Origin of the sequence: Hyunsoonleella pacifica, assembly GCF_004310335.1 — a bacterium.
Taxonomy (GTDB): domain Bacteria; phylum Bacteroidota; class Bacteroidia; order Flavobacteriales; family Flavobacteriaceae; genus Jejuia; species Jejuia pacifica.
This window is the reverse complement of the sequence record NZ_SIRS01000005.1, coordinates 475633-488938: the sequence shown is the minus strand read 5'-3', so window position 1 is coordinate 488938 and position 13306 is coordinate 475633. Positions and strand designations below refer to the sequence as shown.

The window sequence follows — 13306 nt, the reverse complement described above, 5'->3', positions numbered from 1 at the left end:
ATACAAGTAAAACAAATCCGAGTAAAAAGAATTAATTAATAGTTATTCACGATATAATTTTATTTAAGATAAACTTATCATAATAATTGGTTAAAGTCAGGATTCATCCTATTTTACCATTTTTTTTAACCTATTTTTAACAGAATTAAAATAAAAATTTTAACAATTTGCATTCCGCTAAAAAATAGCATAGAAGTAGAGTTTAAAACTTAAAAATGATGAAAGAAACGAGTACAATTGATATTAAGTCTATTAACGAGAAGATAGAAAAGGAAAGTGCATTTGTTGATTTGCTGACTTTAGAAATGAATAAAGTTATTGTTGGGCAAAAGCACATGGTAGAACGTTTGCTTATAGGGCTTTTAGGTCGCGGTCATATTTTATTAGAAGGTGTGCCAGGATTAGCAAAGACTTTGGCTATTAACACCCTTTCTCAAGCTGTGGATGGTAGTTTTAGTAGAATACAGTTTACACCAGATTTATTACCTGCTGATGTTACAGGTACTCTAATTTACAATATGAAGGAGAACGATTTCTCTATTAAAAAAGGACCAATTTTCGCAAACTTTGTTTTGGCAGACGAGATAAACCGTGCACCAGCGAAAGTACAATCAGCCTTATTAGAAGCTATGCAGGAAAAGCAAGTTACTATTGGAGATGAAACTTTTACATTAGATAAGCCATTTTTAGTAATGGCAACACAAAACCCAGTAGAGCAAGAAGGAACTTATCCGTTACCAGAAGCGCAAGTTGACCGTTTTATGCTGAAAACTGTAATTGATTATCCCAAACTGGACGAAGAACAAATGATTATTCGTGCCAATTTGAAAGGTGCCTTTGAAAAAGTAAACCCAGTAGTGTCTCTAAAACAGATATTAACGGCTCAAGAAGTAGTAAGAGAGGTGTACATGGATGAGAAGATTGAGAAATATATTTTAGATATCATATTTGCTACGCGCTACCCAGAAAAATATAGACTTACCGATTTAAAACCATTAATTTCTTTTGGAGCTTCGCCTCGTGGAAGTATTAATTTAGCAACTGCAGCGAAGTGCTATGCCTTTATTAAGCGTAGAGGTTATGTTATTCCAGAGGATGTTCGTGCTGTGGTTCATGATGTACTTCGTCATAGAATAGGAATTACCTATGAAGCAGAAGCTGAAAACGTAACTTCAGAAGATATCATCAACAAAATTGTAAACGAAATAGAGGTACCATAAATAGTCGGCATTATTCAGTCTTTGTCTTCAGTATTCAATCCACTGAAAACTTATACTGAATGCTAATTTAGGACTGCTAACTGCATACTGAACACTGCAAACTGAAAAGATGGATACTAAAGAATTACTAAAAAAAGTACGCAAAATTGAGATCAAGACACGGCGGTTGTCTGATCATATTTTTGGAGGAGAATACCATTCTACCTTTAAGGGGCGTGGTATGACTTTTAGCGAGGTTCGTCAATATCAATTTGGAGATGATGTAAGGAGTATAGATTGGAATGTTACAGCAAGATACAATGAGCCTTATGTAAAAGTGTTTGAAGAAGAGCGCGAACTTACTATGATGCTAATGGTGGATATTTCGGGTTCTGAATTATTTGGTACTCAGCAACAATTTAAAAATGAAATAGTTACTGAAATTGCAGCAACACTAGCATTTTCAGCTACTCAGAATAATGATAAAATAGGTTTAATTTTATTTTCAGATCAGATAGAGTTGTATATCCCGCCAAAGAAAGGACGCTCACATGTACTTCGTATTATAAGAGAGTTGATAGAATTTGAGCCAGAGAGTAAACAAACTAATATTGCCGAAGCATTGAAATTTTTAACCAATGTAATGAAGAAAAAAGCCATTGTATTTGTGCTTTCTGATTTTATTGCAGACGATTATGAACGTACTATGAAAATTGTGTCTAGTAAACACGATGTAACTGGCATCCGAATTTATGATAAACGAGAAGAAGACATTCCAAATCTTGGAGTAGTACAAATGCAAGATGAAGAAACAGGAGAGTTAATGTTGGTTAATACTACGTCTAAGAAAGTACGACAAAACTATTCGAGGTTTTATAGAGATAAAGTAAACTATTATAAAGAAACATTCTCACGGTCAGGAGCAGGAACAATAGATTGTCGTGTAGATGAAAGCTACGTAAAAAAACTATTGGGTTATTTTAAAAGAAGAGGATAAAGAATTTATGAATAACAAATTACGATTTATAAAAGCAAAACGTACTGTATTCGGTCCACCGTCTTCGGTTGTCTTTTCTTTGGTTTTCTGTTTTTTATCATTTTTTAGTTTCTCTCAAGTCACTTCGTCAATTGATTCTACTTCTATAAAAATAGGAGCGCAGATTACCTATAAAATTCAAGTTGAAACTGATACAACCAACCTTGTAGTGTTTCCTGAAGGACAAACTTTTACGCCTCTTGAGATGATAGAATCTTACCCAATAGATACTATTAAGAATGCAGATAAGTTTAACCTCATAAAAAAATATGGCTTAACACAATTTGATTCTGGAGCATATACAATACCACGTCAAAAAATTATAATAGGTCAAAAAACAGTTTTTACAGATTCTCTTAAGGTTGAGGTAAATAATATTGTTGTTGATACTACAAAGCAAGGATTGTATGATATAAAACCAATTATTGAAGTAAATAAAAAAGGCGGTAACTGGTGGAAATATTTATTAATTACACTTTTAGTTATAGGTATAATTGCAGCTATGCTTTGGTGGTTTATTTGGAGGCAAAAGCCATTAACAGAAGAAGAAAAAATCGCTTTATTGCCACCATATGATCGTGCTAAATTGGCATTGCAAAAACTAGATGAAACACATTATTTAGAACATCAAGAATTAAAAGAGTACTACTCTGAGTTAACATTAATAATCAGAAAGTATTTAGATGAGAAAGTATACGATCATTCTTTGGAAAGCACAACAGATGAGTTGATTTATAAATTACGATTATTAAAAGACGGGAACCAAATTGACTTAAGTACAGAAACTATTAAGAATCTGGAAAGTATTTTGAGACGAGCAGATTTGGTAAAATTTGCAAAATCTGCACCAGATGTAGCTTTGGCAGAGTTAGACAGAAAAACCATTGATGCAGAAATAGATCATGTAAAAGAGGTATTACCTGAACCTACTGAAGAAGAAAAGCTTTTGGACGAAAAGTATAGAGAGGAACAAGAACGTAAAAAGAAGCGTAAAAAAGTTTGGTTAACTGTAGGTATTAGTCTGTTTTTATTGCTGGCTGCTGTAACAGGATTTTCTTTAAAGTATGGGTTTAATTACGTTAAGGATACTATTATTGGCCATGAAAGTAAAGAATTATTAGAAGGCGAGTGGGTAACAAGTCAATACGGTGTGCCGCCAGTAACAATTGCTACACCTAAAGTTCTAAAACGAATGCCTGCGCCAGTTCCTGAAGAAGCTAAGCAACAGGTAGACATGACAATGTTTGGTTATGGTAGTATCCTAGAAGGATTTCATGTTTATGTTATCACAACCAAGATTAAAAATCTAGGCAAGAATAAAATTGAACTAGAGAAAATTGCTGAGCAGAGCATAAAGATGATAGAACAGCAGGGTATAGAAAACATGCTAGTAAAAAAAGATAAGTTTACCACTCCAAATGGAGCAGAAGGCTTAAAAATTCATGGCACAGGCGATTTTCCAACTTTAGTCGAAGGGAAGAAGCAAAAAGGAGAGTATACGATTTTGTTATTCAATGTTGATAATGTTTTTCAGCAAATTGTTATTACTACTGAAGAAGAAGATATTTATGCCGATAAGATTGAAGAGCGTATCTTAAATTCAGTTGAACTTAAAACTGAAGAGAAATAATGTTAGAAGGAATTCAGTTTTTAAATAAAGAATTGTTTTGGTTGCTGTTATTATTACCAGTAGCTATAATCTGGTATATTTTTAAAAACAAAAAGCAAACCGCAGAACTAAAAATATCAAGTTTAAAAGGGTTTAAAATTACTAACTCATGGTTGCCAAAACTAAGGCATATCCTTTTTGTTTTTCGTCTTTTAGCATTAGCTTTATTAATTACGGCTTTGGCGCGACCACAATCTGTTGATGTATCTAGCAAAACTAAAACTACACAAGGTATAGATATTGTTATGGCTATTGATGTTTCTGCTAGTATGTTAGCAAAAGATTTAAAGCCTAACAGATTAGAAGCATTAAAAGATGTAGCATCCGAATTTATCAAGGGACGCCCTAATGATCGTATCGGGCTGGTAGAGTATGCTGGAGAGAGTTATACAAAAACACCGATTACAAGTGATAAAGGCATAGTGTTGCGCTCATTAAAAAGTATAAAATATAATACGATTATAGAAGGAGGAACCGCAATAGGGATGGGTTTAGCTACTTCGGTTAATCGATTAAAAGATAGCAAGGCACAAAGTAAAGTTATCATTTTATTGACAGACGGTGTAAATAATACAGGTTTTATCGATCCACGAACAGCAAGTGAATTAGCAGTTGAATATGGTATAAAAACCTATACTATTGGTCTTGGTACAAATGGTATGGCGTTATCTCCAGTAGCTATAGATTCTAGAACAGGTAGATTTCAATATGGAAGAATTCAAGTTGAAATAGACGAAGAATTGTTAAACGAAATAGCAGAAGCTACAGGCGGTAAGTATTTTAGAGCTACTAATAATAAGAAGTTAGAGGAAATTTATAAAGAAATAAATAAACTAGAAAAAACAGAAATAGAAGAGTTTAAGTTTTATAATTACGAGGAAAAATACCGTCCGCTAGTATTGCTAGCTGGGTTTCTATTACTATTAGAATTGCTACTAAGATTTACTGTTTTTAGAAGTTTTGTGTAATAATATTTTGAAGATGGGTGGTAGAGCTATTACTGCCATTGTAAACTGAATACGAAGAGATGTATCAAATAGATGAAAAAATATGGTTTTGGGCATTGGGAATCATCCCTGTAGTTGTCGTATTCTTTTTGGTGCTCCAATTTTGGAAGTATAAAAAGCAGAAACAATTTGCAGATAAGGAGTTATTAAGAAAGCTTAGCCCAGATAAATCTGTTTTTAAATCCGTATTAAAAATCATTTTTTTATGCCTCGCTTTTCTATGTTTAACCATAGCTATGGTAAATCCTAAAATAGGAACAAAGTTAGAAACTGTAAAGCGTGAAGGTGTAGATATTGTATTTGCCGTGGACGTCTCTAAAAGTATGTTAGCTGAGGATATTGCGCCTAACCGTCTAGAAAAAGCAAAACAATTGGTAACTCAAATTATAAATAATTTGGCTAGCGACCGTGTTGGTATTATAGCCTATGCAGGAAAAGCATTTCCGCAGTTGCCTATTACTACAGATTATGCTTCTGCAAAAATGTTTCTAAATAACATGAATACAGATATGTTGTCTTCACAAGGGACAGCAATTAATGAGGCTATAAAATTAGCTACAACTTATTTTGATGATGAAGAGCAAACTAATAGAGTGCTTATCATTATTTCAGATGGAGAAGATCATAGCGAAGCAGCAGTTGATATAGCTGAGGACGCTAATGAAGAAGGTATTCGCATTTTTACTATAGGGGTTGGAGATGTGAAAGGTAAGCCTATACCATTAAAACGAAATGGTGTAACTGTAAGTTATAAAAAAGATAGTCAAGGCGAGACGGTTATTACAAAATTGAATGAAGACACGTTAAGAAGTATAGCTTCTGAAGCAGATGGGGCTTACATTAATGGAAAAATCACAAACGATGTGGTTGAAAGTATAAGAGAAATTTTAAATAAAATGGATAAAACCGAGTTTGAAGCAAAACAATTTGCGGATTTTAAAGATCAATTTCAATGGTTTTTAGGGTTTGGAATATTCTTTTTATTACTAGACATATTTTTGTTGGAACGAAAAACAGCATGGTTGAAAAAACTAAATCTGTTCAACGAGAATTTATAATTTTTTTAACGCCATAAAAAACAGGGTTTTATAATTTAGAAAGAGCAAGTAAAATAGTAATTATGAAAAAGCTAGTCATATTAATTATATCATGTATTTCTCTTCTTGGATTTTCGCAGGAGGACAAAGAGCGATTATTGGCTGAGAAAAAGGCTAATAATTACGTTTATGAAGCTAATGAATTGGTAAGCGAAGATTTTGTTGCTGCTGAAATGGAATATAGAAAAGCCTTATCAAAACAATCAAATAATATAGCAGGTTTATATAATTTAGGTAATTCCTATTATGAAAAAGGAAACTTTGAAGAAGCTTTATACCGTCACCAGCAAACAGTAAAGCTAGCTACTTCAAAAGACGCTAAGCATAAGGCATTTCATAATATGGGTAATGTACTTATGAAAAACAAAAAGTGTAAAGAAGCTGTTGACGCTTACAAAAACGCTTTGAGAAATAATCCTTCTGACGATGAAACACGTTACAATTTGGCTTTAGCTAAAGAATGTGCAAAACAACAAGAAGAGGAAAATAAAGACGACGAAAACAAAGACGACAAGGATAATAGCGAAGATAAAAAGGACGAAGAAAAAGAAAATAAAGACGATAAGAATAAAGATAATCAGGATAACAAAGAAGGAGACGATAAAGAAGATAAGAAGGAAGACGGAAAAGACGAAGAAGATAAAAAAGACGAAAAAAAGCCTGAAGACAAAAAGGATGAAAATAAAAAGGGGGATGAAGAAAAAGAAGATAAGAAAAAGCCACAGCCTAAACCTGGGCAGTTGTCTCCTCAGCAAATTAAAAGTCTGCTAGAAGCTATGAATAATCAAGAACAAAAGGTTCAGGAAAAAATGAATGCTGAAAAGCAAAAGGGTATTAAAATAAAAACAGAAAAAGATTGGTAAAAGAATTACGAATCATGAATTACGATTGTAGATTTAAGTAAGCCTGTAAATCGTAAATCTGAAAACGTAATTATGATTATGAAGTATAAAAAACACATATCATTAGTTTTACTACTGCTAGTTTCAAGTTTTATAGTAGCTCAAGTTAAATTTGAAGCTAAGGTAAGTAAGAAGAAACTTGGTATAAACGAGCGCTTACGTATAGATTTTCAGATGGATAAGGATGGAGACAATTTTAATCCTCCAAATTTTAATGGATTTACAGTAATTGGAGGTCCAAATCAATCAGTAAGTAACTCCTGGATAAATGGTGTTCGTACTTATAAGAAAACATACAGTTATTTTTTAGCGCCAAAACAACGCGGTACATTTAATATTGGGCAAGCTACAATAGAGATTGAAGGAGAAACCTATAAAACAACACCAATTAAAGTAGAAATAACTGCAGCAATAGACAAGCCTAAAAACCCCAACGATCCTAGTTATATTGCTTCAAATAATATTCACTTAGTTGCAGAAGTTTCTAATTCTAGTCCTTATTTAAATGAAGCCATAACTGTAGTTTATAAACTTTATGTAGCACCTACTACTGGGGTTGACAATTGGAAGGAAATAGATATTCCTAGATATGATGATTTTTGGAGCCAGAATATAGATACCCAAGGTCAGCGGGTACAAAATGGAACCTACAAAGGCGAAGATTATCGTTATTTGGTATTACGAAAAACAGTATTATACCCACAACGAACAGGAAAACTTAATATAGAACCGTTAACCTTAAATGTATCTGTTCAAGTACCAACTAACCGACGTGATATTTTTGGAAGTCGCTTAATGAGTAGGGTAAATAGAACGGTTTCAGCAGGTAATAGAGTTATTAATGTAAAGCCATTACCCCAACAAGGTAAACCTGCAGATTTTAGTGGTGCTGTTGGCGACTTTAGTCTTAAAGTAACGACATCGAAAACAGAATTGGATGCTACAGAATCCTTACAGGCAAAGGTTGAGGTAAGAGGAAAAGGCAATCTAAAGCTATTCAATTTACCAAAGATGAACTTACCAAGTTCTTTAGAGGTTTATGAGCCAGAACATAAGGAAAATGTAAGCACTACAACCAGAGGAATGCAAGGCAGTATATCAGATAATTATACTGTTGTACCTCAGTATAAAGGGAAATATCCAATTCCTAGTATTTCATTTTCATATTTTGATTTAAAAACTGAAAGTTACAAACGTTTATCCTCTGATGAAATTATAATAAATGTTCTAGATGGACCAACAAACAATTCATCTCAAGCATCAAATACTTCTAATAACGTTGTTAAACAGCAAATTAAAACAACTAGTAATCAATTCGCTTTTATAAAGACCAAAACGGATTTAATACCTAAACAGAAAAATTATTTTTTTAAAACTAAATTGTTTTGGAGTTTGTTGTTTGGGCCATTTTTAGCGATTCCTCTTGCTATTGTAATTAGAAGAAAGAAAGCAACGCGTGATGCAGATATTGCAGGAAATAAAATTAGACGTGCAGATAAATTAGCAAGAAAGTATTTAAAAGGAGCGAAAAAGGAATTAGGTAAAAAAGAGGCGTTTTATGAAGCATTAGAAAAAGCATTGCATAACTATCTTAAGTCGAAACTACGCATTGAAACTAGCGAATTAAGTAAGGATAGAATACAAAGATTATTATTAGAACGCAACGTTGAAACTGATGTGATAAATGATTTTATTGCCATTTTTGAAAACTGTGAATTAGCACGTTATACGCCAATTACAAACGTAACAATGCAAGAAGATTATGAAAAGGCAGCAAAAACGATTTCTTTAATAGATAAACAAGCAAATTAAGATGAAAAATCTTGTATACATATTAATTGTTTTGCTTTGTTTTATTAAAATTGAAGCTCAAAATAATACGCTTTTTGAAGAAGGCAATACGTTGTATAATGAAGGAAAGTATGCTGAAGCTATTGATAAGTATATGGCTATTTTAGAAACAGAAACACACTCTCCAGAATTGTATTATAACTTGGGAAGTGCTCATTATAAGCTTAATAATATTGCACCTAGTATTTATTATTTTGAAAAAGCATTACGTTTAAAACCAGAAGATGAAGATATAAAAAACAATTTGTCCTATGCTAATAATATGACTATCGATGCTATTGATTATGTACCCGAAGTAGGTTTTTCAAAGTTGATAAAAAATGTAACAAATACATTTAGCTTTGATACTTGGGCTAAAATAGCAGTAGCTTTAGCCTTTGTGTATGTTATTTTAGTTTTACTTTATTATTTTTCGTACGTATCAGTTAAAAAGCGTATAACGTTTATTTCTAGTATACTATGTCTAGTGTCATTGTGCATAGCACTGGCTTTAGCCTTTAATAAATACGAATTAGATAAAAAAGATAATCCAGCTATTGTATTTGCTCAAGAGTCTCAGATAAAAACAGAGCCAAACTTAAGAAGTGAAGAATCCTTTAGATTACACGAAGGCACCAAAGTTCAAATACTAGACTCTGTAAAGAATTGGAAAAAAATAAAACTTCTAGATGGTAAAACAGGATGGATACCTTCTGAGGACATAAAAATCTTAAAAGAGTTTTAAAAGCTTAAGAAAATATGTTTATATTTAATTTCTGATTAAATATAAAAAGGAAATGTTTAAAAACGGATTAGCTATAATTTTATCATCAATATTTATATTGATTATAGTGATGCCTACGGTAATTATTGTTTTAGACGATTCAACCGATGTTTCAATATTCTACAATACATCAGAAGAAGAGAAAGATAAAAGTCAAGAAAAAAATATAGATAAAGAATTTGTTTCTTTTTTAGTAAAAGCTTCTATTAAAATTACAGATAAAGATTTTAAAGAGTCTAATTTACATTACTATTTAAAATCATACCAAAAACCTCATATAGAATTGTCTTTTCCACCTCCAAAGATGGTTTCTGTTTCTTAATAATCTCAAACTATTTTTTTTCAAATAAAATCAATAGCTTTTTTAGGCTATGATTTTAAATTATTATTTACATGTTTAAATATTTAAAAAGTGATATACCAGCTAGTATAGTTGTGTTTTTTGTTGCGTTACCTTTGTGTTTAGGTATAGCTTTAGCTAGTGGAGCTCCACTGTTTTCAGGTCTCATAGCAGGAATAGTTGGCGGTATAGTAGTTGGAGCTATAAGTGGCTCTAATATTGGTGTAAGTGGACCTGCGGCAGGTTTAGCAGCAATAGTTTTAGCAGCAATAACGTCTTTAGGCTATGAAAATTTTTTGCTAGCCGTAGTTATAGGAGGTGTTATTCAACTTTTGTTTGGTATTTTAAGATTGGGCATTATCGGCTACTTCTTCCCATCTTCCGTAATAAAAGGGATGTTAACAGGTATTGGTATTATTATCATTCTAAAACAGATAAGTTTCTTTTTTGGAATGGATAAAAATGTTGAAGGGAATATCGATTTTCTTAAAGTTGAGTGGGATAATTTATTATCTGGACTGTTAAATGACATAAATGCGCTTTTAAGTGGAAATATAAGTGTTGGCGCAACAGTGATAGGTGTTATATCTATAGCTATTTTACTTTTATGGTCTAATGTACTTTCTAAAAAGGGTAAGATATTTCAGTTAGTTCAAGGGCCATTGGTTGCAGTTGTGGTAGGCATATTGTTTTATCTTTTTACTAAAGAAGGCTCTATAGGGCTTGTTGAAAGCCAATTGGTTTCTGTCCCAGTTCCTGATAGTTTTGATAGTTTTAAAGGGCAATTTAGTTTCCCCAATTTTTCGGTTATTACTAAACCAGAAATTTGGTTAACAGGTTTTACAATTGCTTTAGTAGCATCATTAGAAACTTTACTTTGTGTTGAGGCTACAGATAAATTAGATCCTCATAAAAATGTAACACCAACTAATAGAGAACTATTTGCACAAGGCACAGGGAATATTATATCTGGTATGATTGGAGGACTACCTATTACACAGGTAATTGTAAGAAGTTCGGCTAATATTCAATCGGGAGGTAGATCTAAAATGTCTGCAATCATCCATGGATTCTTTTTACTAATATCCATTATTTTAATTCCTAAGTTATTAAATAAGATTCCATTAGCAGTTTTAGCTGCAGTGTTATTTATTGTGGGGTTTAAATTAGCAAAGCCCTCTACATTTAAGAAAATGTTTAGTTTAGGTTGGAAACAATGGTTACCTTTCATAGCAACCGTTTTACCCATGGTAATCACAGGTGATTTATTACTAGGGATAGGGTTAGGTTTAGCTATAGGTGTAATTGTAATATTAATAAAGAGTTTTCAAAACTCTCACTTTTTACACAAAGAAGGCGAAGATGTGGATGATGGTAAAATAAAAATGACCTTAGCAGAAGAAGTAACATTTTTTAACAAGGGTGCTATATTAAAGGAATTAGATAATCTACCTCCAAATTCATTTTTAGAACTAGATGTTAGAAAAACTAGATATTTAGATAATGATATTATAGAGATTCTAGAAGATTTTGCTTTTAAGGCAAAAGAACGAAACATAGATATTAAGTTGGTATCAGAGCGTGGTGTTGTGGAAAATCCTGAAAGCTATATAGATTTCTTTAAACTTGTTAAGCCTAAACTATAGCTTTTAAAACATATATTCTTATAAAAAAATTAAAAATTTAAATCATGAAAAACACATATTATAATCAATTATTAGCCAATAATAAAGAATGGGTCGAAGAAATGACCAAAAAAGATAAAGGCTATTTTAAAGAATTATCTAAAGGTCAAAAACCACCTGTACTATGGATAGGATGTGCAGATAGTAGGGTACCTGCCAATGAAATTACAGGAACTCATCCAGGAGAGTTATTTGTTCATAGAAATATAGCCAATATGGTTGTGCATACTGATATGAATATGTTAAGTGTTTTAGATTATGCAGTAAATCATTTAGGCGTTAAACATGTTATTGTTTGCGGACATTATGGTTGTGGAGGAGTAGCTGCTGCAATGCAGAATAAATCTCTTGGGTTGATAAACAAATGGATAAGAAATATTAAAGAGGTATATAAGGATAACAAAACAGAGCTTAAAAAAATAGATGATGATAAAAAGCGTTTTGATAGACTAGTAGAATTAAATGTAAAAGCTCAAGTTTATGACTTGGCTAAAACATCTATTGTACAACAAGCATGGAAAGATGGTCGAGAATTAGAGGTTCATGGTTGGGTATATGGTTTAAAAGATGGAATTATTCACGATTTAAAAGTATCAATGGATAGTGCGCAACATTTAGATGATATTTTTACTTTAGATCTAGATTAGCATATAACAATCATCACAAAACACAAAGCCACCAAAATAAGGTGGCTTTTTAATTTTTAGTTATAAAAACTACTATACCATTTGGATAAAAGCATAGTAGATTGGCATACCTAAAGTGATATTAAATGGAAATGTTATACCCAAAGCCATAGGTATATAAATACCAGCATCAGCTCTAGGTTCTGCTAATTTCATAGTAGCTGGAACAGCAATATATGAAGCGCCAGCCCCTAGAATGGCAAATAACAATCTGTTGCCAGAGCTTTCAGTTATAAATCCACTTAAATAAGCTACAATTAAGCCGTTAATTAATGGTATTAAAATTCCAAATGCAAATAAGAAGAATCCATATTTTTTAAATCCTTTAATCCGTTTTGCAGTAACCATTCCCATTTCTAAAAGAAATAAGGATAAAAACCCTTTAAAAATATCTGTGGTAAAAGGTTCTATCCCTCTTGCTTGATTAGCATCTGCTATAAGCCCTATTGCTAAACTTCCAACAAGCATTAAAACACTACCCCCAGTTAGCGAATGTTTTATCAACGAACCTATGGACTTATCGGTTTGCTTATTGGCATCATAAAGCATAATTAAAATTACCCCAACTATAATGGCAGGAGACTCCATAATAGCCATAATGGCAACCATGTGTCCTCCAAACGAAATGCCTTGATTTTCTAAAAAAGAAACAGCAGTAACAAAAGTAACTGCACTAACTGATCCATAAGCTGCAGCAATGGCACCAGCATTAGGCACACCTACTTTTTTCTTTAGAGCGAAAAAAGTATAAATAGGGACAATACTGGATAGCAGTACAGCAAAAATTATGGAAAACAAAATTTCAGAATTGAATTCACTATGCGATAGTTCTTGTCCACCTTTAAAACCAATAGCAAAAAGTAGATATAGTGAGATAAATTTTGATGAATTTTCAGGAATTTTTAAATCACTTTTTAAACAAGTAGCTAGTATTCCTAAGATAAAAAAGAGTAATACTGGGTTAGTTAAATTACTAATTAGTACATCTACATTCATGCGGTAAGTTGTTTTTAATTCGGGGCAAAAGTATTTTAACTAATCCATATATTTTTATTTAAACTTTTTATCAGA

At 32.1% G+C, this 13306-nt stretch carries 12 protein-coding genes; 11 read left to right on the top strand and 1 reads right to left on the bottom strand.

The features are described 5' to 3' along the window. The first annotated feature begins 218 nt into the window (after positions 1-218). From EYD46_RS14105 to can, 11 genes are all read left to right on the top strand, one after another. Entirely contained in the window at positions 219-1220 is a 1002-nt protein-coding gene (locus EYD46_RS14105; protein ID WP_130937878.1) for an AAA family ATPase, read from the top strand. Between the two features lie 109 nt (positions 1221-1329). After that, positions 1330-2196 (top strand): DUF58 domain-containing protein, encoded by an 867-nt coding sequence (locus EYD46_RS14100; RefSeq protein ID WP_130937817.1) that lies wholly within the window; start codon positions 1330-1332, stop codon positions 2194-2196. A 7-nt stretch (positions 2197-2203) separates the two neighbouring features. Next, the gene (locus EYD46_RS14095) at positions 2204-3865 is read left to right on the top strand and encodes a BatD family protein (protein WP_130937816.1); all 1662 of its coding nucleotides are present in this window, start codon (positions 2204-2206) and stop codon (positions 3863-3865) included. Then, positions 3865-4872, top strand: coding sequence for a vWA domain-containing protein (locus tag EYD46_RS14090; protein WP_130937815.1), 1008 nt, complete (start codon positions 3865-3867; stop codon positions 4870-4872). Before EYD46_RS14095 ends, EYD46_RS14090 begins: the two co-directional genes overlap by 1 nt. A gap of 59 nt (positions 4873-4931) precedes the next feature. Continuing rightward, positions 4932-5969 (top strand): VWA domain-containing protein, encoded by a 1038-nt coding sequence (locus tag EYD46_RS14085; protein ID WP_130937814.1) that lies wholly within the window; start codon positions 4932-4934, stop codon positions 5967-5969. Positions 5970-6031: 62 nt separating this feature from the next. Further along, the gene (locus EYD46_RS14080; protein WP_130937813.1) at positions 6032-6871 is read left to right on the top strand and encodes a tetratricopeptide repeat protein; all 840 of its coding nucleotides are present in this window, start codon (positions 6032-6034) and stop codon (positions 6869-6871) included. Between the two features lie 78 nt (positions 6872-6949). Then, positions 6950-8722, top strand: a complete 1773-nt coding sequence (locus EYD46_RS14075) for a BatD family protein (protein ID WP_130937812.1) — start codon at positions 6950-6952, stop codon at positions 8720-8722. Position 8723: 1 nt separating this feature from the next. Then, a complete protein-coding gene (locus EYD46_RS14070; RefSeq protein WP_130937811.1) occupies positions 8724-9485 on the top strand; it encodes a tetratricopeptide repeat protein in 762 nt (253 codons plus the stop codon). A 52-nt stretch (positions 9486-9537) separates the two neighbouring features. Next, complete coding sequence (locus EYD46_RS14065) at positions 9538-9846, top strand: hypothetical protein (protein WP_130937810.1); 309 nt, start codon at positions 9538-9540, stop codon at positions 9844-9846. Positions 9847-9917: 71 nt separating this feature from the next. Beyond that, complete coding sequence (locus tag EYD46_RS14060) at positions 9918-11510, top strand: SulP family inorganic anion transporter (RefSeq protein WP_130937809.1); 1593 nt, start codon at positions 9918-9920, stop codon at positions 11508-11510. Positions 11511-11554: 44 nt separating this feature from the next. Continuing rightward, positions 11555-12196 (top strand): carbonate dehydratase, encoded by a 642-nt coding sequence (gene can / locus EYD46_RS14055; protein ID WP_130937808.1) that lies wholly within the window; start codon positions 11555-11557, stop codon positions 12194-12196. A 72-nt stretch (positions 12197-12268) separates the two neighbouring features. Here the strand turns inward: can and EYD46_RS14050 are convergent, their stop codons facing one another. Next, a complete protein-coding gene (locus tag EYD46_RS14050) occupies positions 12269-13231 on the bottom strand; it encodes a sodium-dependent bicarbonate transport family permease (RefSeq protein ID WP_130937807.1) in 963 nt (320 codons plus the stop codon). Positions 13232-13306: the final 75 nt, after the last annotated feature.

Coding starts and splice junctions, on each gene's coding strand:
- EYD46_RS14080 (WP_130937813.1), top strand. CDS start 6,032: ATGAAAAAGCTAGTCATATTAATTATATCATGTATTTCTCTTCTTGGA.
- EYD46_RS14085 (WP_130937814.1), top strand. CDS start 4,932: ATGTATCAAATAGATGAAAAAATATGGTTTTGGGCATTGGGAATCATC.
- EYD46_RS14075 (WP_130937812.1), top strand. CDS start 6,950: ATGAAGTATAAAAAACACATATCATTAGTTTTACTACTGCTAGTTTCA.
- EYD46_RS14095 (WP_130937816.1), top strand. CDS start 2,204: ATGAATAACAAATTACGATTTATAAAAGCAAAACGTACTGTATTCGGT.
- EYD46_RS14065 (WP_130937810.1), top strand. CDS start 9,538: ATGTTTAAAAACGGATTAGCTATAATTTTATCATCAATATTTATATTG.
- EYD46_RS14105 (WP_130937878.1), top strand. CDS start 219: ATGAAAGAAACGAGTACAATTGATATTAAGTCTATTAACGAGAAGATA.
- can (WP_130937808.1), top strand. CDS start 11,555: ATGAAAAACACATATTATAATCAATTATTAGCCAATAATAAAGAATGG.
- EYD46_RS14070 (WP_130937811.1), top strand. CDS start 8,724: ATGAAAAATCTTGTATACATATTAATTGTTTTGCTTTGTTTTATTAAA.
- EYD46_RS14060 (WP_130937809.1), top strand. CDS start 9,918: ATGTTTAAATATTTAAAAAGTGATATACCAGCTAGTATAGTTGTGTTT.
- EYD46_RS14100 (WP_130937817.1), top strand. CDS start 1,330: ATGGATACTAAAGAATTACTAAAAAAAGTACGCAAAATTGAGATCAAG.
- EYD46_RS14050 (WP_130937807.1), bottom strand. CDS start 13,231: ATGAATGTAGATGTACTAATTAGTAATTTAACTAACCCAGTATTACTC.
- EYD46_RS14090 (WP_130937815.1), top strand. CDS start 3,865: ATGTTAGAAGGAATTCAGTTTTTAAATAAAGAATTGTTTTGGTTGCTG.